General features: G+C 69.0%; 18 protein-coding genes and 1 pseudogene. 7 read left to right on the plus strand and 12 right to left on the minus strand.

Going from position 1 to position 20458, the window contains the following annotated elements; translation table 11 throughout:
- Positions 1 to 56: 56 nt before the first annotated feature.
- A complete protein-coding gene (locus AB0N07_RS31010; RefSeq protein WP_365840684.1) occupies positions 57 to 476 on the plus strand; it encodes a helix-turn-helix domain-containing protein in 420 nt (139 codons plus the stop codon).
- Positions 477 to 1395: 919 nt separating this feature from the next.
- On the opposite strand, the gene AB0N07_RS31015 is transcribed toward AB0N07_RS31010, so the two are convergent.
- Entirely contained in the window at positions 1396 to 3555 is a 2160-nt protein-coding gene (locus tag AB0N07_RS31015) for a DEAD/DEAH box helicase (protein ID WP_365840686.1), read from the minus strand.
- Positions 3556 to 3869: 314 nt separating this feature from the next.
- On the opposite strand from AB0N07_RS31015, the gene AB0N07_RS31020 reads away from it, so the two are divergent.
- Together AB0N07_RS31020 and AB0N07_RS31025 are read left to right on the plus strand one after the other, a co-directional pair.
- Positions 3870 to 4019, plus strand: coding sequence for a hypothetical protein (locus AB0N07_RS31020; RefSeq protein ID WP_365840714.1), 150 nt, complete (start codon positions 3870 to 3872; stop codon positions 4017 to 4019).
- Positions 4020 to 4403: 384 nt separating this feature from the next.
- On the plus strand, positions 4404 to 5039 hold the full coding sequence (locus tag AB0N07_RS31025) for a hypothetical protein (RefSeq protein WP_365840688.1): 636 nt from the start codon (positions 4404 to 4406) through the stop codon (positions 5037 to 5039).
- 327 nt (positions 5040 to 5366) lie between these two features.
- Here the strand turns inward: AB0N07_RS31025 and AB0N07_RS31030 are convergent, their stop codons facing one another.
- The 5 genes from AB0N07_RS31030 to AB0N07_RS31050 all read right to left on the minus strand — a co-directional run bounded on the left by AB0N07_RS31030 (position 5367) and on the right by AB0N07_RS31050 (position 8890).
- Entirely contained in the window at positions 5367 to 6005 is a 639-nt protein-coding gene (locus AB0N07_RS31030; RefSeq protein ID WP_365840690.1) for a hypothetical protein, read from the minus strand.
- 68 nt (positions 6006 to 6073) lie between these two features.
- On the minus strand, positions 6074 to 6775 hold the full coding sequence (locus AB0N07_RS31035; RefSeq protein WP_365840692.1) for a ribonuclease HII: 702 nt from the start codon (positions 6773 to 6775) through the stop codon (positions 6074 to 6076).
- 80 nt (positions 6776 to 6855) lie between these two features.
- Entirely contained in the window at positions 6856 to 7479 is a 624-nt protein-coding gene (locus tag AB0N07_RS31040) for a TetR/AcrR family transcriptional regulator (RefSeq protein WP_365840694.1), read from the minus strand.
- 150 nt (positions 7480 to 7629) lie between these two features.
- Positions 7630 to 7962, minus strand: coding sequence for a hypothetical protein (locus AB0N07_RS31045; protein ID WP_365840696.1), 333 nt, complete (start codon positions 7960 to 7962; stop codon positions 7630 to 7632).
- Positions 7963 to 8644: 682 nt separating this feature from the next.
- Positions 8645 to 8890, minus strand: a complete 246-nt coding sequence (locus AB0N07_RS31050; RefSeq protein WP_365840716.1) for a hypothetical protein — start codon at positions 8888 to 8890, stop codon at positions 8645 to 8647.
- 3 nt (positions 8891 to 8893) lie between these two features.
- On the opposite strand from AB0N07_RS31050, the pseudogene AB0N07_RS31055 reads away from it, so the two are divergent.
- Together AB0N07_RS31055 and AB0N07_RS31060 are read left to right on the plus strand one after the other, a co-directional pair.
- Positions 8894 to 8989: pseudogene (locus AB0N07_RS31055) on the plus strand (IS5/IS1182 family transposase); the annotation flags it as partial.
- Positions 8990 to 9322: 333 nt separating this feature from the next.
- The gene (locus tag AB0N07_RS31060) at positions 9323 to 10867 is read left to right on the plus strand and encodes an MFS transporter (RefSeq protein ID WP_365840712.1); all 1545 of its coding nucleotides are present in this window, start codon (positions 9323 to 9325) and stop codon (positions 10865 to 10867) included.
- A gap of 499 nt (positions 10868 to 11366) precedes the next feature.
- Here the strand turns inward: AB0N07_RS31060 and AB0N07_RS31065 are convergent, their stop codons facing one another.
- From AB0N07_RS31065 to AB0N07_RS31075, 3 genes are all read right to left on the minus strand, one after another.
- Entirely contained in the window at positions 11367 to 12284 is a 918-nt protein-coding gene (locus tag AB0N07_RS31065; protein WP_365840698.1) for an ADP-ribosylglycohydrolase family protein, read from the minus strand.
- Positions 12285 to 12296: 12 nt separating this feature from the next.
- Entirely contained in the window at positions 12297 to 12956 is a 660-nt protein-coding gene (locus AB0N07_RS31070; RefSeq protein ID WP_365840700.1) for a histidine phosphatase family protein, read from the minus strand.
- 133 nt (positions 12957 to 13089) lie between these two features.
- Complete coding sequence (locus tag AB0N07_RS31075; protein ID WP_365840701.1) at positions 13090 to 13695, minus strand: YdbC family protein; 606 nt, start codon at positions 13693 to 13695, stop codon at positions 13090 to 13092.
- Between the two features lie 161 nt (positions 13696 to 13856).
- On the opposite strand from AB0N07_RS31075, the gene AB0N07_RS31080 reads away from it, so the two are divergent.
- Positions 13857 to 14390, plus strand: coding sequence for a TerD family protein (locus AB0N07_RS31080; protein WP_365840703.1), 534 nt, complete (start codon positions 13857 to 13859; stop codon positions 14388 to 14390).
- 7 nt (positions 14391 to 14397) lie between these two features.
- Here AB0N07_RS31080 and AB0N07_RS31085 read toward each other — a convergent pair whose 3' ends face one another.
- From AB0N07_RS31085 to nrdR, 3 genes are all read right to left on the minus strand, one after another.
- The gene (locus AB0N07_RS31085; protein ID WP_365840705.1) at positions 14398 to 15105 is read right to left on the minus strand and encodes a DUF6215 domain-containing protein; all 708 of its coding nucleotides are present in this window, start codon (positions 15103 to 15105) and stop codon (positions 14398 to 14400) included.
- A 164-nt stretch (positions 15106 to 15269) separates the two neighbouring features.
- A complete protein-coding gene (locus tag AB0N07_RS31090; protein WP_365840707.1) occupies positions 15270 to 18164 on the minus strand; it encodes a vitamin B12-dependent ribonucleotide reductase in 2895 nt (964 codons plus the stop codon).
- Positions 18165 to 18327: 163 nt separating this feature from the next.
- The gene (gene nrdR, locus AB0N07_RS31095; RefSeq protein WP_365840709.1) at positions 18328 to 18888 is read right to left on the minus strand and encodes a transcriptional regulator NrdR; all 561 of its coding nucleotides are present in this window, start codon (positions 18886 to 18888) and stop codon (positions 18328 to 18330) included.
- 565 nt (positions 18889 to 19453) lie between these two features.
- On the opposite strand from nrdR, the gene lexA reads away from it, so the two are divergent.
- Positions 19454 to 20233, plus strand: a complete 780-nt coding sequence (gene lexA, locus AB0N07_RS31100) for a transcriptional repressor LexA (RefSeq protein WP_115909488.1) — start codon at positions 19454 to 19456, stop codon at positions 20231 to 20233.
- Positions 20234 to 20458 lie beyond the last annotated feature (225 nt).

Genomic DNA, 20458 nt, shown 5'->3' on the forward strand with positions numbered 1-20458 from the left:
ATGATTCATGTCCCTCTCAAGGCGGCTGCTGCGCCCCATGAGTATCGAGGGGGACCATGACCACCGAACGCCCCGTCCACAGCCCCGACAGCACCTGCCGCGCCATCATCGACCAGATCAGCGACAAGTGGTCGATGACCGTCATGACGGTCCTCGAAGAGCCGAGGCGGTTCAATGAGATCAAGCGCCACATCGACGGAGTGACCCACCGGGTCCTGACCCAGACCCTTCGTCGCCTGGAGCGCAACGGGATGATCACTCGCCGGGTGCTGCCGACCTCACCGGTCGGGGTCGAGTACTCCCTCACTCCACTCGGCGAATCTCTGAGGGAACCGTTCAACCGGTTGCACGCCTGGACCGTCGCCAACACAGACCAGATCCGGGCGCACCAGATGGCGTACGACCGGCGGGCGCGCTGCTGCCCGGACCAGGACTCCTCAGTGCCACATCAGTCGCAGGGACCGGAACCCTCCTGATCTGGCGACGGGCACGCGGCCCCGGCGGATGACACATGGAACAACTGAAAGACCATGCGCTCAGGTCGGCGCCCAAATCCGCCTCATCGTGGGAGGTCACCGCGTTGGCTGGTCCCTTCCGGGCGGGACATCTACGAGCGCGTTCCACGGGCTCTGCCGACCAGCGGCGGCTACGCGAAGATCGCGTCGATGGCGGCGGTGCCCCGGGCTCCGGCACTGGGCAGGAAGTGGGAGTACTTCCGCAGTGTGAACCCGGGGGCGGAGTGCCCAGCCGGCGGCCAGGGAGACAATCGATTGTCCGGCTTCCAGTTCCTCGGAGGCGTAGAAGTGGCGCAGGGCGTGGAAGCCGTGTTCCCGGGACGGCTCCCAGACGCGAGTACCGTCGGTGGTGGCCCTCGTCCAGTGGGCCGATCACGCCCGCTGTGGCCAGAGCGGGCTTCCACACGTAGGAGTTGTAGGAGTTGCAGTAGTTTCGGGGACGGGTCACCGCTCCACCCGGCACATGACGCGACCGCGGGGGCCCATGCGGAAGCTCGGCGGGCCCTGCCGTAGGTGGCGCAACATAGCGGGTGTGGGGTGAGAGGCCGAGGTAATCGGCGGCGTCCTTCACGGTCAGGATCTACGCAAGCAGCATGCCAGCTCCGTCATACCGGGCGGTTTCGCCCGATGGCCAGACGTCGGGTGACAACACTGTCCGAGGGAACTCAACGTTCAAGATCCGGACCATTCCCGGGCCGGCGATGTCGCCCACGCCGAGCGCAGAGCTGTTTACGCCGGTCAGCGGTGCGCTGCCTCCGTGCTGTCGACGACGGGCCGATGAAGCCTGTCGGCGCCCCCCGTATCTTCCCCGCTCGTCTATTGAAGTGATGGCGTCATCATGCGCCGCAGGTAGGCCAATGCTTGGTTCAGGCACAGATGCCTACCCGGCCAGGGCAAGGACCAGCGGGAGCACCTGATCGGCACCGGCCTGACGCAGGAGGCGTGCGCCTACGGCCAGAGTCCAGCCGGAGTCGGTGTAGTCGTCGACGAGCAGGATCGGGCCGGGGGTGACGGCCAGCGCGGCGGCGAGTTCGTCGGGCACAGCGAACGAGGCAGCCAGGGCGCGCAGCCGCTGGGCAGAATTGCTGCGGTGCACCGCATGCTTATCGGACTGCGGAGTGTAGGCCAGGCCGCCCAGTAGCGGGAGCCTGCCGACCCGGGCCACGCCCTCAGCCAGTGAGGCGACCAGCTGCGGGCGGGTACGGGACGGCATGGCGACAATTCCCACCGGCCGCGCCAGCGCATCAGCGGAGCCGCTGGCCCACCCGCCCGGCGAACGCGCCCAGTCGGCCAGAACCGTCACGACAGCGCCCAGCACGTCGTCGGGTACCGGCCCATCCACAGCCTGCGCCGACAGAAGGGGCCGCAGGCGGTTGCCCCAGCCAATGTCCGACAGCCTGCCCAACGCGCGCCCGGTGAACGCCTGCTGGCCTGCGGGGATACGCCCCTTGAGGTTCATGCCGACCGCGGCGAGGCCGGTCGGCCACATCTTGCGGGGCTCAACCTCGGCCCCCGGGCGGTCCAGCTCGCCCATCGCCGCCGCCAGGGCTGCGGGAGAGACGGCCGCCTCCAGCCAAGGCCCGGCACAGTTGTCGCAGCGGCCGCAGGGGACCGCCTTCTCGTCGTCGAGCTGCCGCTGCAAGAACTCCATCCGGCACTCCGTGGACGCCACGTAGTCCCGCATGGCCTGCTGCTCCGCCTCTCGCTGCTTCGCCACCCAGGCGTACCGTTCCGCGTCGTACTCCCACGGCTGCCCAGTGGCGGCCCAACCGCCCTTCACGCGCTTGACCGCCCCGTCCACGTCCAGGACCTTCAGCATCGCCTCCAGGCGCGAGCGTCGAAGATCCACCAACGGCTCCAGCGCCGGCAACGACAGCGGACGACCCGCCTCCTCCAGTACCGCCAGGGTGCGTCTGACCTGCGCCTCGGGCGGGAAGCCCACCGAGGCGAAGTACGCCCAGATCGCCTCGTCCTCCCGCCCGGGCAGCAGCAGCACATCCGCATGATCCACACCACGCCCCGCACGCCCCACCTGCTGGTAGTACGCGATCGGGGACGAGGGCGACCCCAGGTGCACCACGAACCCCAGATCCGGCTTGTCGAAGCCCATCCCCAGCGCAGACGTGGCAACCAGCGCCTTGACCCGGTTGCCCAGCAGATCCTCCTCCGCCTGCAACCGGTCGGCGTTCTCCGTCTTCCCCGTGTAAGAAGCCACCGGATACCCGCGCTGCCGCAGGAACGCCGCGACCTCCTCCGCCGCCGCAACCGTCAGCGTGTAGATGATCCCCGAACCCGGCAGATCCCCCAGCCGGTCCCCCAGCCACGCCAGTCGATGCGCGGCATCCGGCAACTCCAGCACCCCCAATCGCAGGCTTTCCCGGTCGAGCGGTCCCCGCAGCACCAGAGCGTCCCCACCACCCGTGCCCAGTTGCTCGGCCACATCCGCGGTCACCCGCGCGTTGGCGGTCGCCGTAGTGGCCAGTACCGGCACGCCCTCCGGCAGCTCCGCCAACATCGTGCGCAGCCGGCGGTAATCAGGACGGAAATCGTGACCCCAGTCAGAGATACAGTGCGCCTCGTCGACCACAAGCAGACCGGTCGTGGCCGCAAGTTTGGGCAGCACCTGATCGCGAAAATCCACGGAATTGAGGCGTTCCGGACTCACAAGGAGAACGTCGGTCTCGCCACGCTCGACCTCCCCGTAGATGGTGTCCCACTCCTCCGGATTCGCCGAGTTGATCGTGCGCGCCTGAATACCGGCCCGCCCGGCCGACTCCACCTGGTTACGCATCAACGCCAGCAACGGCGAGATGATCACCGTCGGGCCGGCGCCACGCCGACGCAGCAGCGCGGTAGCGACGAAGTACACAGCCGACTTTCCCCACCCGGTGCGCTGCACCACCAGGGCACGCCGACGCTCCTCGACCAAGGCCGCCACCGCCTGCCACTGATCTTCCCGCAGCCGCGCCGCACGGCTTGGATCACCGACGAGCTCAGCGAGGATGGCATCGGCTTCAGCACGGAGCTCCAAGTTGTCCATGCCCCCATGCAACCCGACGCCACTGACAATCCGCGAATCCGCCCAGCGCCACTGGTGGTCCGCCGGGCCCCAGCCAGCGGGCGCGGGCCAGGGACCAACGCGACACCGAGACGAGAGAGGTCGCTGCCTCCCATGGCCCAGGCAGACGCAAGGTGCGGTCCGCGCGGGGAATCATCTCGCTCCGCGACAAACAACAAGCGAGGACGGCAGCCTCTTCCGATTCCGCCAGCGGGATCGGCGCGTCGAAGACATCGACAACGAACTCCCAGGTGCCGTTGCCTTCGAAATCGACATCCAGGTCGCTGTGAAGCAGCGTGTGGGCCCTTACCCAGCGCCCCTCTGCACTTGCGGCCGCTGCGACGGCACTGGCCGGCACGCCGACCGTGCCGGCCGCCCTCGCTTCCGCTCTCGCCGAGGCCGCGGGCCCGGTGCTCCTCGTGGACGACTTCACCGAGACCGGCTGAACGCTCGCGGTCGCGGCCCGCCTGCTCCGCCGTACCGGTGCGCAGGGGGTGTTGCCACTCGTCCTGGCCGTCCAAGGCTGACCGCGGCACCGCACCCGGCTCGGCAGCCATGCCTCGAACCCCTCACCCCAACGGTGCGCCAACTCGACGTGAACGGTCGGCGCATGCGTCGTGACGCAACGTACTGGGTAGGGATATAAACCGCACACCACCGCGTTTCGGTCAGTGGCCCCAATTGCTCGTTGCCGCATCCAAGTTCGGCAGGAAGAATTGAACTCCGCTCCCCGCACGGCTCGCCCGTGGTCCGGTAGGGCTCTGCTGCGGCGTGCGCTCCCCTGAACATGACCCCGCCCGCAGTGTGGGCGCGTAGCCGAAGGGAGGACCGTGACCTTCGGATTCGCTCCGTCCTCGGCGGCATCCACGTCGACGTCTGCCGACCTGTCCGCCGCATCCGCCAACCCTCTCACCCGCATGCTCGAACCCGCGGAGTGGGCCGCCGCCGGAATTCCTCTGCTGCGCAATCCCCGAGAGGTCGTCAGCGGACTCCATTCCCGGCATCACCCAAGGCCCACGACCGCGGTGGTGGCCGTCCTCGACCCGGACGAACGCCTGTGCGCGAGCGCCTCGTTCACCCGCCGTCCGGCTCCCGCCGACGGCTGGATGTTTCGCAACACGCTGCTTGCGCAGCTTCGCCGGGTCATCCCGCACGACCTGCGGCGGCGCACACCGGTGCGCACCGCGGTGCTGCTCTACTGCCGTGAGGGCGACGCGCGTTGGACCGAGGAGGACGGCGCATGGATGTGGGGCCTGCGTGACGCGTGCACACTGCACGGGCTGCGCTGCGGGGCGTACATCACGCTGACCCGGGACGGCTGGCAGGTGCTCGGTGAGGGCCGTGGCGGGCGCCGCCCCAACGCGGACTCCTCGCCGGAGCCCTTCGGCATGTCCGAGGCGCCGCCTCCGCTGCCCCGCACCGGTGGTGCCGCCTCGGAGGTCCTGCGCCGCGCCGCGGCCCGCTGAGACACCGACGGGTCCCGCCCGACCGACCAGCATGCTTCCTTCGCGCGCCGGCTGCGCAGCACCCGCGGGGAGTTGCACACGCCGGTCAAGGCCACCCGTCGGCACTCCGAGCGGTCACCGGCGGATGCTCCGGGAGACGTTCGCCGCAAGAACGCCGGACGCCCGCCCAGCGCGTCGGCGCTGCCCCTCGCCCGTCACACCACAGGACGAAGCGCGCGCACCGGGCGTCCCGGCCGTATCTATGCACGCCGAAACGCCCGCTGTGCCGATGCCGCCACAGCGGCGTCCTCGTCGCTCCGGTGGCGCCGTGGGCGTACCGGAACAGACTCAGACGCCCGCGCCCAGCACCGAGTTGATCTGCTGCGGGTCGCCGCAGACGATCAGCAGGGCCCCGGCCCGGGTGAGGGCCAGCGGCAGGGCGGAGGCGGCTGTTGCGTCGGAGCCGCCGTTGACGGCAACCACGACCACGGGGCGCGCGGCGGCGCGACCGGCGACCGAGGCGTCCGTGTAGAAGACGTCGTCGCCCGCGTCGTGCTGCGCCCAGTAGGAGGCTTCACCGAAGGACAGCTCGTGGGCGGCCCACGGGTGCTGTTCACCGGTGGTGATCACCAGTACCTCGCCGGGGGCACGACCCGAGTCCAGAAGCAGGTCCACGGCCTCCTCGGCGGCGTCGAGTGCGCCCTCCGCCGAGGCCGGGATCAGCTGGATCTGCGGAGTCGCCGAAGCAGTGACGGTGGCAGGGGCGGCCGGGACCGAGGGTCCGGACTCAGCCACGGCCACGTCACGCGACGCGCGCTGCACCGGCGGCGTGGGCCGGAGCGGACCAGGACGACCGGGACGCGGCGGAGCCGCGGGACGGGGACCGGGTACGGGACGGGGGGTCGGCGCGGTGCGGCCGCTGGCCGGCGTGGCGCGGGGACCCTGGGCACTCTCGTGAATCTGAGGCTCCTCGGGAATGAGAGGCATGGGCTGATATTTATCAAACGTTGGTGCGGCTCGCGTCGGCGGGTGGCACATGAGCGCGAGCGGATTCGTCAGAAGTCGAAGCCGAGCTGACCCTCGATTTCCGGAACGCCTCCGTCCGCCCAACTGCGGACCTTCTTGAGATGCCGCCACTGGGGCAGCGCATCAAGATACGCCCACGACAACCGGTGGTACGGGGTGGGCCCCCGCTCCGCCAGTGCGGCCTTGTGCACGGGCGACGGATACCCGGCGTTGTCCGCAAAACCGAAGTCTGCATGGTCGATACCCAGTTCGGCCATCATTTTGTCACGCTGAACCTTGGCGATCACCGAGGCCGCCGCGACCGCCACACATGACTGGTCGCCTTTGATGACCGTACGGACCTGCCAGGGCGAGCCCAGATAGTTGTGCTTGCCGTCGAGGATCACCGCGTCGGGACGGACCGGCAGAGCTTCCAGGGCGCGCCCCGCCGCCAGGCGCAGTGCCGCGGTCATGCCCAGTTCGTCGATCTCCTCCGGCGAGGCGTGCCCCAGCGCGTACGAGGTCACCCACTTCCGCAGTTCCACGGCAAGGACGGTGCGCCGCTTGACGGTGAGCAGCTTGGAGTCGGTGAGGCCCTCGGGAGGCCGACGCAGTCCCGTGACCGCCGCGCAGACGGTGACGGGGCCGGCCCACGCACCGCGCCCCACCTCGTCGACACCGGCAATGATCTTCGCTCCGGTCGTGGCGCGAAGGGAGCGCTCGACGGTGTGAGTAGGTGGTTCGTACGGCATGGCGCTCTCAGCGTACGCCCCGCGGATCACCCGGCGACACCCGGCTCCCACTCCCGCTTCAGGACGGCGGCTCCCCGCACTCAGCCGACGCCCGGTCGCAGCAGCGGAACCATCAACTGGTCGATCATCTCCTCGAGATCACGATCGCCCCATTCGCTTCCGCGTAGCTTGGAGCGGTACATCATCATGGCCGGAATGGCATCGAAGACATAGCTGTTCGCCGCGTCGGGCCGCACCTCATTCCGCTCTATTCCACGGGTGATGACCTCGCGAAGCAGTTTGATGGTGGGCTCCACGATCCCGTCGAAGATCACGCCATGGAAGCGCTCCGCCTGAATCGGGTCGCATTCGTGAATCACGGAGCGGACCGCGAAACCCGGTCGCGAGAACATCGCCTCACGCGCCTGCCGGCACAGCGCGAGCAGATCTTCACGCACGCTACCCAGGTCGGGCGCTTCCTCCATGCGCGGAAGCCCGGCTTGCAGGGCGTCAGCGACGAGGTCCTCCTTGGACGGCCAGCGCCGGTAGACGGCGGCCTTGCCGGTCTGGGCGCCGGCGGCGACGCCCTCCATGGTGAGGCCGTTCCAGCCGACCGTGCTGAGCTGTTCCAGGGCGGCATCGAGGATCGCGCGTTCGAGCACGGCGCCGCGCCGACGGAGGGAGGCCGCCTGAGCGGGGGCGGCCGTCCAGCGCGAAGTAACCATCTGTGTATCTCCAGCGAGCAGGGGGAGCGGAGTTTTCGGGCGGCGGGAGAGCGCCAGGTGGCAGCAACGGGGGATTCGCCACGTGAGGCCAATTCAAGTGAACGCTTGCGTTCACTGACGCCTTTGCGGGGGACCCATGATGACGACCTCTCAGTTGATCAAGGAGCAGAAGCCGGGTGCGGCTCGCCGGGAGGGGCATCCCGGCATTGCGCTCGCAGTCCTCGCGGCCTGCCGACTCATGGTGGTACTCGACGCGACGGTTCCATCGCGTGTTTCACCGTCCTCAACATCGCCGGCGCCCGGGTGGAACAAGCGAGGGTCGACCACGCCCTCGACCAGCATCTCAGGCAACGGCGGCTCTTTCGACGGTTCAGGCACCGGAACGGCCTGAATCCCCTCAACCTCCGCCGGCGTCTCCACCGCGCGCTCCCCTGTGCCGTCCGCGTTCCAGCGCGTCCAGTGGCTCATGAGGGACTTGCCCACGCCATGAGTTCCTCCCCTCGCAGCAGCCGCATCCTGACGTCGTGGGCCGTGCCCAGCGAAATGCCATGGGCTGCGGCAGGGCTTCACGCGCGGCCCGCGACCGTACGCCTCCCGGAGTCCGTCCGCATCCACCCTGGGCCGTACCTCCGGGTGGGCGAACAGCTCCTTGGCTCGGAGGCGAAGGCCGGGCCGCCGTGGACCACGGCCCGGCACACTGCGCCCGCTGGTCCCAGACGACGAAGGCGAACATGCCGTCCAGGTGCTCGGCGAGGTCCTCGCCGCCGCAACCGAGCGCGGCGGTCGGCGCGCCGGGCCAGTCGGGCATCGGCTGGGCGCTGCCTTCGAGGTCGATGAAGGCCGGCCTCCGGTGGCTGATCTCGGGGTGCTCGACGAGCCGGACGCCGCCCGCGTCGGGGCCGCGCGGGGCGAGGACGGCGGTCACGGCTTCGATGACCGGCGTCTGCGGGCGGGCGTCGTGGTGGAGGGACGCCCAGCCGGTGATTCCACACATGCACCCGGGCGGCCGGAGCGCGGGCGGGCAGGGCGAGCAGGCGTACGGCGAGAAAGGCGGCACCCGCGGCCCGTGCCGGCCCGGCCCGCGCCCCGCCTGCCGAACCGGCCAGGTCCCAGGCCGCCGTCGCCGGGGCAGCGCCTCTGACGAGGGCCTGGGCGGGGCCGCCGTTCAGGCCCATACCGGCGACGGCTGCCAGGCCACGTCGGGTGGTGACCAGCCGTCGCCCAGCCGAGCGAGCAGGAGCAGGCGGACAGCAGTGAGGCAGGCGCCGAAGACGGGGACTCGTCGGGCGCCGTAACAGTGGGCGAGCCACCCACCCGCGGGGCCGGCCGAACCCACGCCGAGAGGGAAGACCAGCACGGTCAGCCCGGTCACGGTGGCGCTGACTCCGGATCGGCGGGCCGAGTTGGTCACGCGCGCTGGGAACGGCGGGCCGACATCCACGAAGCGTTCCTCAGACTCGCCTGCTGTCTGATCACCCATCGACAACTTGGCGCCTTGTGCCGCCCATAGGCGACCGACGAACTGCCTCCGCTCACTACGGCGGGTCCGACTCCAAGAAGGTACGCATCTCGATGGCAAGACTTCGCATGTCTTCCCCAGGAGCATGGATGGTCGTCATCTCGAAACGCCACTCCTCAGCTCCCTGCCATCACGCCCTCCGCCGCCTCACCATGCCGCACCCCCACCCGGATACACCGACCCTGTCAACCTGCAGCCGCCCTCCAGGGGCAACCCCCTCAAAGAACGCTTGTGTTCACTGAGGCCGACTCGCTATCGTCCCAGTTAGTGAACGCATACGTTCACTACTTCGCCTCTGGGGGACCTTCTGTGACGCACGATCAGATACAGACGCAGCCACCCGCGCCAGCACCGCCAGGTCCGGCCTCACGCTCGTCGCACCCCGGCATCGCGCTCACGGTCATCGCTGCGTGCCAGCTGATGGTGGTGCTCGACGCCACCATCGTCAACATCGCCCTGCCGCACATCCAGACCGCCCTGAACTTCTCCACCACCAACCTGACCTGGGTGGTCAGCGCCTACACGCTCACCTTCGGCGGCCTTCTCCTGCTGGGCGGCCGGGCCGGTGACATCCTCGGCCGCCGCCGGGTCTTCATCACCGGCATCCTGCTCTTCACCGTCGCGTCGCTGCTCGGCGGACTCGCCCAGGAACCCTGGCAGTTGCTGGCCGCACGGGTCCTGCAGGGCATGGGCGGCGCGATCGCATCGCCCACCTCCCTCGCGCTCATCACCACGACCTTCCCCGAAGGCCCGGAACGCAACAGGGCGTTCGGTATCTTCGCGGCCGTCTCCGCAGGCGGCGGCGCCCTCGGCCTCCTGGCCGGCGGACTCCTCACCGAGTGGCTCAACTGGCGCTGGGTGCTCTTCGTCAACGTACCCATCGGCATCCTCATCGCGGCGCTCGCACCGCGCTACATCAACGAGTCCGAGCGACACCCCGGGCGCTTCGACCTCACCGGAGCGGCCACTTCGACGCTCGGTATGGTCGCCCTGGTCTACGGGTTCATCAGGGCGGCATCCGACGGCTGGCGGGATTCGCTCACCCTCGGCGCGTTCGGCGCGGCCGTGGTGCTCCTCGCCGCCTTCATGCTCGTGGAGACCCGCGCCAAGGAACCGATCACCCCGCTGCGGATGTTCGCCGACCGCAACCGCTCAGGCACGTACGTGATCATGATCAGCCTCGCCGCGGCGATGTTCGGCATGTTCTTCTACATCGTGCTCTTCGTACAGAACGTGCTGAGCTACTCCCCCATCCGTGCCGGCCTCGCCTTCCTGCCCGTCACCGTCGTCATCGCCTTGGGCGCGGGGATATCGCAGCGGCTGCTGCCGACATTCGGCCCCAAGCCGTTCCTGATCACCGGCGCCACTCTCGTCGCCATCGGCCTGGCCTGGCAGTCGCTGATCGACTCGGGTAGCTCGTACGTCGGCGGAGTGCTCGGCCCGATGCTGATCTTCGGCTTCGGCATGGGGCTCAACTTCGTCACCGTCACCGTGACCGCCGTCTCCGGCGTCGCCCCACACGACGCGGGCGCGGCCTCCGCCCTGCTCAATGCGACCCAGCAGGTGGGCGGTTCACTCGGTCTGTCCATCCTGACCACTGTCTTCGGCTCGGCCAGCCGCGACGAGGCGACCAAGCAGGCCGCGTCGTTCATGGCCAAGGCCTCACCCGAGCAGAAGGCCGCGTTCGCCAAGACCCACCAGCTGCCGGCCCCGTGGAGCCACGAAGTCCTCGCACACGGCATCTCCTCGGCCTTCATCCCGGCCGCAGCCATGGCCGTCCTCGCGCTCGCCGTCGCCGGTGTCGTCATACGCGTCCGCAAGAGCGATCTGGAGGCCCTCAGCGGCGCGGGCGGCGCCCCGGCCGTATAACCCCCGACGGCCCCCGATCATGGCGCCCGTGACCGAACCGCCCCGTCCACCACAGGGAGCATCGGCCCACGGGCGTCGTGCGGCGCCCCGAGCCGCGGAAACCGGGACGCGGGCAGGTACCCCTCACCGTATGACGTCACCCCGTCGGCGCCGATCGGAACCTGACAACGCAGGTCGGAACACCACCGGACGCGACGGTTCGTGATCCGGGTCCGCAAGAGCGACCTGGCAGCACTCGCCAGGGCCGACGGCGAGGTCGCCGGTCCGGCCCTCAGCACACGCCCCGCGGGGCACAGCAAGATCAGGGGTGAAAGCACCGCCCACACGAGCACGAACTGCACGACCACCCCCGGACCTTTCGCACGTCAGGTGCAGTACACCCGCTCCTGCGGCACACGGCTTACGTCACAACAACGGCCGTGCGGTCACGCAGAGTTCCCGGCGAGCACAGAGAGTTTCCGGCGGCGTCTCCGGGCAGGCTACGCGGGCCGCGGAGGCTTCAAACCGACGGTGTCCGGACGGTCGGCACCCAGTCCGGCAGCGCCTCCGTCCGCCGTGCCCACTCGGCAGGCGGCAGGCCGGCCTTCCCGGCGGCGAGCACCCCGCCCACGATGGCGCATGTGGTGTCCACGTCACCACCGACCTGCGCGGTCGCCCAGAACGCCTTCTCGAAGTCGGCGAGGGCCCGCGCGGCCGACCAGAGCGCGAAGGGCACGGTGTCATGGGCGGACGTACGCCGTCCGCAGCCCAGTACGGCCGCGACGGTGCCCGCGTCGGCGTAGTCGAGCATGTCCCGTGCGCGCCGCAGGCCCGCACTGACGGCGCTCTTCGGGACGAGTGCGACGACTCCGTCGAGGAGTGCCTCCGGGCTCGGCGGACCGCCGGGGGCGGCGACCAGCGCGGCGGCCGCCGCAACCGCCATGGAACCGACGACGGCCTCGCGGTGCTGGTGCGTGGGGTACGCGGAGATCTCCGCCTGATGCGTCGCCTGTTCCGGGTCGTCCGCGTACCAGGCGCCCAGCGGGGCGATCCGCATGGCCGCTCCGTTGCCCCAGGAACCCTGTCCCTTGAAGAGCTCGGCGGCCAGCTCGCGCCAGTCCCCGCCCTCTCGAACCAGCCGCAGCAGACGATTGACCGCGGGACCGTACCCCCGGTCGAAGTCGTGGTGGTGGGCGAAGGAAAGCGCCAGGGCGTCCTGGTCGATGCGATGGTGGGCGGCCAGGACCGCGACCACGGAACAGGCCATCTCCGTGTCGTCGGTCCACTGCCAGGGGCCCGGCGGCAGCTCGCGACGCTTCAGCAGCGGATAGTTCACCGGTACGAAGAACTGCGAGCCCAGTGCATCCCCCACCGCCAGTCCACGCAGGCTGGCCACGGCGCGGTCCAGGCGCCCGTCGGAAGAGGAGTCAGGGGTCATCGCTCTGCCACTCTATCCGGTGATCCCGTACGGTTCCGGTTCTCGCCAGCGTTCGAAAGGCCGGTCGAGCACGTACTTGCCGTCGTCCCCGAGAACGAGCATCCGCATCTCCGCGTTCCCCGGATTCGACAGCGACTCGAATTCCGCGACCGTCCAGTGGAACCAGCGCATGCAGAACAGCCGCATGGCCAGGCCGTGGGTCACCAGCAGCACGTTGGACGGATGGTCGGGGGCCTCGAAGCTGCGGTACAGGCTCTCCAGGAAGCCGCCGACCCGGTCATACACGTCGGCACCGGACTCCCCCTGGGCGAAGCGGTAGAAGAAGTGACCGTACGCATCCCGGTAGGCCTTCTGGAGGCGCACGTCGTCGCGGTCCTGCCAGTTTCCCCAGTCCTGTTCGCGCAGCCGGGGTTCCTCCCGCACCCGTATGAGCTCGGGATCGAGATGGAAGGCGCGCAGGGTCTCATGCGTGCGGCGGTACGGCGACACGTACACGCTGACGCGCTCACGGCCGAAGACCTCGCGCAACCGCTTGCCGGTCTCCTCGGCCTGCTGCCAGCCCCGCTCGGTCAGCGCCAGCGCATGATCGGGCTCCCGCTCGTAAACGGTGTCATCAACATTGCCCGTTGACTCTCCGTGCCGGACAAGGACGATGCGCCGTGGTCGTACCATGCCAAAACCCTAGATCGAGTGACGGCTGATCGAGCACTCGTATGGCCTCCATACGGCGTAGGTCACACACTTCCTGCACCACTGGCCACACCAAGCCGCTCAAGTAAAGCGTCCAGTTTCCAAACCGAACGCGTCAGACCGTCCAGGTCGGTTCCAGCTCAATGATGTCGCCCGTGAGCGCCGCCACGTCAGCCTCCGTCTGGGCCCGCAGGGCGAGCCGCTCCACGCGCTCCGTGCGGTACTTGCCGTGTTCGGCAGCCGATCGCCACATGGACAGCACCAGGAACTCGTGACCCGGTGCCTCGCCGAACAGACCCCGGATCATGCCGGGAGAGCCGGCCATGGCGGGGTTCCAGACCTTCTCCTGCATCAGCGTGAAGTGCTCGGCCCGTTCCTCGTGCACCCGGCAGAGGGCGACCCGCAGCAGGTCCGCGTCCGTGAAGCGCGGCTCGAAGCCGGTCTTCACGTCGAAGCGGTAGTCGAAAAGCTTGACCTGGGCATCCTTGAAGGTGCCCGACTGGGCCGCCGCAAGCCGATCATGGGAACGGGCCATGAAGGAGTCGTAGAAGGCACGGCTCTCCCAGAAGGTGAAGATGTGGGCCACTCCTGTGCGTCCCCGGCTCCAGCCACCACCTTGTCCCCGAAACCCCGGCTCCCCCAGAAGCCCCGCCCACTTTCGCTGCCCCCGCTCGAAGCCGCGGCGGTCCACCACGGTGCAGCGAATCCACTTGACCAGCACCGCGCCATGGTAAGGCCACGGAGCGTGGCGCCGGTCACGCTCCGGTGGACAGCTCCGGCGCACACCTCCACGCGCGCGTGGCAGGATGGACAACAGGCCCAGTCCGTCGCGCAGTTCGGGCCGGACAGGGGCACACGGGGAGACGGGGAAGGGGAGGTCCGGTGACCGGCATCAACAAGGGGATCCGCAAGGTCGAGGTCGCGCTCAAGTGGGACCCCAGTCCGGCGGGACAGGCGGACACCGATCTCGACATCGTCGCCGCCACCTATCCGGCGGGCGACGCATACGGCGATCCCGCCTACGTGGTGCACTTCGACAGCCGTTCCCCGGACGGCACGATCTACCTCAACCGGGACAGCAAGGACGGCAAGGGCTTCGGCTGGGACGAGGTCATGACGCTGGAGCTGGACCGGCTCAGCGAGCGGTACGCGCGCGTGGTGGTCGGCGTCGTCATCCAGCAGCGCTCGGCGCACCGCACCTTCGTCGGCGTGATCAACCCGGGGCTGCGCATCCGGGAGGGCTACACCGTCCTGGCCGAGTACGACTTCGGCGACGTCCTCGGGGCCATGGCGGCGACAGTCGGGGAGTTCATACGCGACGAGTCCGGCGAGTGGACGTTTCGTCCCGGGATCCACGGATTCGAGGACGACCCGGCGGCATTCACCCGGGACATGGGCCGGGCGCACCAGCCCTGACGTCGGGTCAGCCGGCGTCCCATCCCGGGACCGTCGGCAGCACCTTCTCGGCGACGCGGAACAGGGCCGCGTCGTCGGGCGTCCCGAAGTCCTGGCGCCAGAGGGCGACTTCGAAGTAGCCGCCGCCGTCCCTGGCGTCCCGGGCGACCAGCAGGCTGCGGGCGATGCCGCCAGGACCACTCTTGGCCTTGCCGCCTCCGAGGTTGAAGCTCAGGGCGATGGTCCGGTCCGAGTAGACGACCGCCGGATGTCCGAGCACCGTCTTCTTCTCCGCACCGGTGCCCAGCAGACCAGCCATGTCGGCCACGCCGAGATCGTCGTCGGATGCCGAAAGCCTCAGGGAGTACGTCTTCAGGTCGACGTCCGCCTCGGGGGTGGTGGTTTTCGTGCCGTCGGCCGAGGTGATCGTGCTCTCGTTGCCGTCGGCGGTCTCCGCGTACTCGTCCGGTGTGCCGAGCAGCGCGGGCAGGTCCGGGCGGTTGAGTGCCGTGCAGAGCCGGGCGCCCGAGACCGGCTTCGACGGCTTGCTGCCGTGCGTGGCCGTGCAGGTCGCCGGCCCGCGGTCGGCGGACGCCTTCGAGTCCAGGTCCAGCGCCCACAGAAGCCCTGCGAGGCCCCCGACCACCACGATCGCGGCGATCACCTGAGCCGCCACGTTCACGGGCTTCCCGGGCTCGCTCGTTGTCTTTTTGGAGTCGGCGAAATCGTCGACCATGTCCCCCACGTTCCCCACCCTGCCGTTCGCGCCGGTCGTGCGCGGGAGGAGCCTAACCGGTGATCGTCCTGCGGGGGAACAAGTTTTCGCATTGGAGCGAAAAGCCGAGGGCGGCGGAGCCGTGAAACGCTCCGCCGCCCTCGACAGCTGGTTCAGTACCGGCGTCAGCTGCAACCGCTGGTCGAGCCGCAGCCCTCGCAGATGTAGCAGGAGCCGGCCCGCTGCATCTTCGTACCGCAGGAGAAGCACAGCGGGGCGTCGGCCTGGATGCCCAGCTGCATCTCCACCAGCTCGGCGCTGGTGTGGGCCTGCTTCGGGGCGGGCTTGGCCGCCTCGACCTCGGCACGCGGCGTGGCGACGGCCTTGAGCTCCTGGGCGCGCGGAGCCGACTGGGCGAGGCCCTCGACGTCCACCTCGTCCTCGGAGGGCTCGTAGGAACCGGTCTCCAGGTGACGCTGGCGCTCCTCGGCGGAGTGGATGCCGAGGGCGGAGCGCGTCTCGAACGGCAGGAAGTCCAGCGCCAGGCGGCGGAAGATGTAGTCGACGATCGACTGCGCCATCCGCACGTCCGGGTCGTCCGTCATACCGGCCGGCTCGAAGCGCATGTTGGTGAACTTCGAGACGTACGTCTCCAGCGGCACCCCGTACTGGAGGCCGACGGAAACCGCGATGGAGAAGGCGTCCATCATGCCCGCGAGAGTCGAGCCCTGCTTGGACATCTTCAGGAAGACCTCGCCGAGACCGTCGTCCGGGTAGGAGTTGGCGGTCATGTAGCCCTCGGCGCCGCCGACCGTGAAGGACGTCGTGATGCCGGGACGGCCCTTGGGCAGACGCTTGCGGACCGGGCGGTACTCGATGACCTTCTCGACCGTCTCGCGGATGGCCGCCTCGGCCTTCTCCGTGACCTCGGCCTTCTCCTTCTCCTTGGTCTTGGCGGAGAGCGGCTGGCCGACCTTGCAGTTGTCGCGGTAGATGGCGAGCGCCTTGACGCCCAGCTTCCAGGCCTCGAAGTAGATCTCCTCGACCTCCTCGACGGTCGCCGACTCCGGCATGTTGACCGTCTTGGACAGGGCGCCGGAGATCCACGGCTGGATCGCGGCCATCATGCGGACGTGGCCCATCGCGGAGATGGAGCGCTCGCCCATGGCGCAGTCGAACACCTCGTAGTGCTCGTGCTTGAGGCCCGGGGCGTCGATGACATTGCCGTGCTCGGCGATGTGGGCGACGATCGCCTCGATCTGCTCCTCCTGGTAGCCCAGGCGGCGCAGGGCCTGCGGAACCGTGCCGTTGACGATCTGCATCGAGCCGCCGCCGACCAGCTTCTTGAACTTGACCAGGGCGAGGTCGGGCTCCAGGCCGGTGGTGTCGCAGGACATCGCCAGACCGATGGTGCCGGTCGGGGCGATGACCGACGCCTGGGAGTTGCGGAAACCGTTCTTCTCACCGAGGCGCAGCACGTCCTGCCAGGCCTCCGTGGCGGCGGCCCAGACCGGCGTGTCCAGGTCGTCCATGCGGACGGCCACGGTGTTGGCGTCGGCGTGCTGCTTCATGACGCGGTTGTGAGCACTGGCGTTGCGGGCGTAACCGTCGTACGGGCCGACGACCGCGGCGAGTTCGGCGGAGCGCTTGTACGACGTGCCGGTCATCAGGGAGGTGATGGCACCGGCGAGGGCGCGGCCGCCGTCGGAGTCGTAGGCGTGACCGGTCGCCATCAGCAGGGCGCCGAGGTTGGCGTAGCCGATGCCGAGCTGGCGGAACGCCCGCGTGTTCTCACCGATCTTCTGGGTCGGGAAGTCCGCGAAGCAGATGGAGATGTCCATCGCGGTGATGACGAGCTCGACGACCTTCGCGAAGCGCTCGACCTCGAAGGACTGGTGGCCCTTGCCGTCGTCCTTCAGGAACTTCATCAGGTTCAGCGAGGCCAGGTTGCAGGACGTGTTGTCCAGGTGCATGTACTCGCTGCAGGGGTTCGAGCCGTTGATACGGCCGGACTCCGGGCAGGTGTGCCAGTGGTTGATGGTGTCGTCGTACTGGATGCCCGGGTCGGCGCAGGCCCAGGCGGCCTCGGCCATCTTGCGGAACAGGGCCTTGGCGTCGACCTCTTCGATGACCTCTCCGGTCATCCGCGCGCGCAGGCCGAACTTGCCGCCCTGCTCGACCGCCTTCATGAACTCGTCGTTCACACGGACCGAGTTGTTGGCGTTCTGGTACTGGACCGAGGTGATGTCCTCGCCACCGAGGTCCATGTCGAAGCCCGCGTCGCGCAGGGCGCGGATCTTCTCCTCTTCCTTCACCTTGGTCACGATGAAGTCCTCGATGTCGGGGTGGTCGACGTCGAGGATGACCATCTTGGCGGCACGGCGGGTGGCGCCACCGGACTTGATGGTGCCGGCGGACGCGTCGGCGCCGCGCATGAAGGAGACCGGACCGGAGGCGTTGCCGCCCGAGGACAGCAGCTCCTTGGAGGAGCGGATGCGGGAGAGGTTCAGGCCGGCGCCGGAGCCGCCCTTGAAGATCATGCCCTCTTCCTTGTACCAGTCGAGGATCGACTCCATGGAGTCGTCGACGGCCAGGATGAAGCAGGCGGAGACCTGCTGGGGCTGCGGGGTGCCCACGTTGAACCACACGGGGCTGTTGAAGCTGAAGATCTGGTGCAGGAGGGCGTACGCCAGCTCGTGCTCGAAGATCTCGGCGTCGGCGGGCGAGGCGAAGTACTTGTAGTCCTCGCCGGCCTTCCGGTACGTCTTCACGATGCGGTCGATGAGCTGCTTCAGGCTCACCTCGCGCTGCGGGGTGCCGACGGCACCGCGGAAGTACTTGCTGGTGACGATGTTGACCGCGTTCACCGACCAGAAGTCGGGGAACTCGACGCCGCGCTGCTCGAAGTTGACCGAGCCGTCGCGCCAGTTGGTCATGACGACGTCACGGCGCTCCCAGGCCACCTCGTCGTACGGGTGCACGCCGGGGGTGGTGTGGATGCGCTCGATACGCAGTCCCTTGGTCGCCTTGGTGCCCTTGGCGCGGGAACTCCGTGCCGGACCGCTCGCCGTCTCTGTCATGCCGCCTCCCTGTACGGGCTAAAACGCCCTGAAGTGCCCCGATGTTCCCGTGGCACGGTGTTGTGTCTGGCGTTGCGGGCATCTCGCGCTGCCGCCCGCAACGGGTCTTCGATGGCCGCCGTCCGGCCGGAATCCGGGCCTCCGCCCGGTTCCGGCCCGCCGATCAGTCGGCGGCGTGGGCGGGCTCGGGGACCTGAGCAGTCCCTCCGGGCCCGCAGTCTTCTTCATGGCCCCCCGCGACAGCGTCCTCGCGGTCGTCGTTGTCCGCGGCGACGGGTCGCCTCTCCTCCCTGAGTTCCGCGATCGCGGCCTCGAAGTCCTCGAGCGAGTCGAATGCCCGGTAGACCGAGGCGAATCGCAGATACGCGACGAGGTCGAGCTCCTGCAACGGGCCGAGTATGGCCAGCCCCACGTCGTGGGTGGTCAGTTCGGCGCTTCCGGTGGCCCGCACCGCCTCCTCGACCCGCTGGCCGAGCTGGGCGAGTGCGTCCTCGGTGACAGGCCGTCCCTGGCATGCCTTGCGCACGCCATTGATGACCTTGGTACGGCTGAAAGGCTCGGTGACTCCGGACCGCTTGACCACCATGAGCGAGCACGTCTCCACGGTCGTGAAACGACGGGAGCAGTCCGGACACTGGCGGCGCCTGCGGATCGACGTGCCGTCGTCGGTCGTACGACTGTCGACGACACGGCTGTCGGGGTGCCTGCAGAAGGGGCAGTGCATGAACTCCCAACCCTCCTCACAGCAGACTCAATAGCCTCGCTGGGCCTCATGGGCCCCTCGAAGCAGCCCCAAGCATAGGCGATCGCCAGGAGCCTGAAGACCCGGGGGACCACAACTTCTGGGCTGCTGCTGCAATCCAACCACTACATGTGGGGATTGGCCCATGCATGCACTGCCTACGCGCGTGTCGCGCACGTATTGGCATGTGCCACGCGACCGGTGCGGCGCACCGGATCCGCAGGTGCACAGCCGTACCGTTGCCGCACATGCGGAGATACCGTGGGCGCCACAGGGAGGCGACGTGGGGCTCCCGCAGAGATGGAGACCTGTGCCTGGTTGACGGAATGCCAGATGGCAGACTGGGGCAGGAACCCACGAGGTCAGTACCCCGGCGGTGAAGAGTACAACAATGGGCCCTTTTGTCCGCCAGGTACCGCGTTAGCCATACACCCAGACACGTGATCACGTACGGCGATCCGCGTTTTTTCACTCGAACGTGTGTTTGGCGCAACCTTTCGAAAGCAACTACCGTTGTCCAGCAGGGAGACCATCGAGAGGGGCCGACGTGACCACCACCGCAGACAGTGCCACCATCACTGCCCAGGACCGCTCCCAGGGCCGACTCGAGCCGGTGCATGCAATGAACGAAGCCGTGAATCCCGAGGGGCCCAAGCGCTCCCTACCGGGCCGACCTCCGGGCATCCGGGCGGACAGCTCGGGCCTCACCGACCGGCAGCGCCGAGTGATCGAGGTCATCAGGGACTCCGTGCAGCGGCGCGGCTACCCGCCGTCGATGCGGGAGATCGGCCAGGCGGTCGGCCTCTCCAGCACCTCCTCTGTCGCACACCAGCTGATGGCACTGGAGCGCAAGGGCTTCCTGCGCCGCGACCCGCACCGCCCGCGCGCGTACGAGGTGCGCGGCTCCGACCAGGGCGCCTCCGTGCAGCCCACGGACACCGCCGGCAAGCCCGCCGCGTCGTACGTCCCGCTGGTCGGCCGTATCGCCGCCGGTGGCCCGATCCTTGCCGAGGAGTCGGTCGAGGACGTCTTCCCTCTCCCCCGCCAGCTGGTCGGTGACGGCGAGCTGTTCGTGCTGAAGGTCGTCGGCGACTCCATGATCGAGGCCGCGATCTGCGACGGCGACTGGGTCACGGTGCGTCGCCAGCCGGTCGCCGAGAACGGCGACATCGTCGCCGCCATGCTGGAAGGCGAGGCCACCGTCAAGCGCTTCAAGCGCGAGGACGGCCACGTCTGGCTCCTCCCGCACAACGCGGCGTACGAGCCGATCCCGGGCGACGACGCGACCATCCTCGGCAAGGTGGTGGCAGTGCTGCGGCGCGTATGACGGCTGCGGCGGGCGGTTCGTACAGAACCACCCTCTGACCGGGCCCCGGGACCCCTGCGCCGGTTCCGGGGCCCTGTGCTGTCCGGGCCCCGCCACTGGGTGTCCGGCATCGAGGGCCGGTCTGTCGCGCCGGGCCACAGCACCCGCCCACCAGAAACGGCCCGATGAGACATGGGCGCCCCCCCACGCGACGCCACCCACATCCCAGCCAAGGGAACGGCAGAG

The organism is Streptomyces sp. NPDC051172, from assembly GCF_040682555.1.
GTDB lineage: Bacteria > Actinomycetota > Actinomycetes > Streptomycetales > Streptomycetaceae > Streptomyces.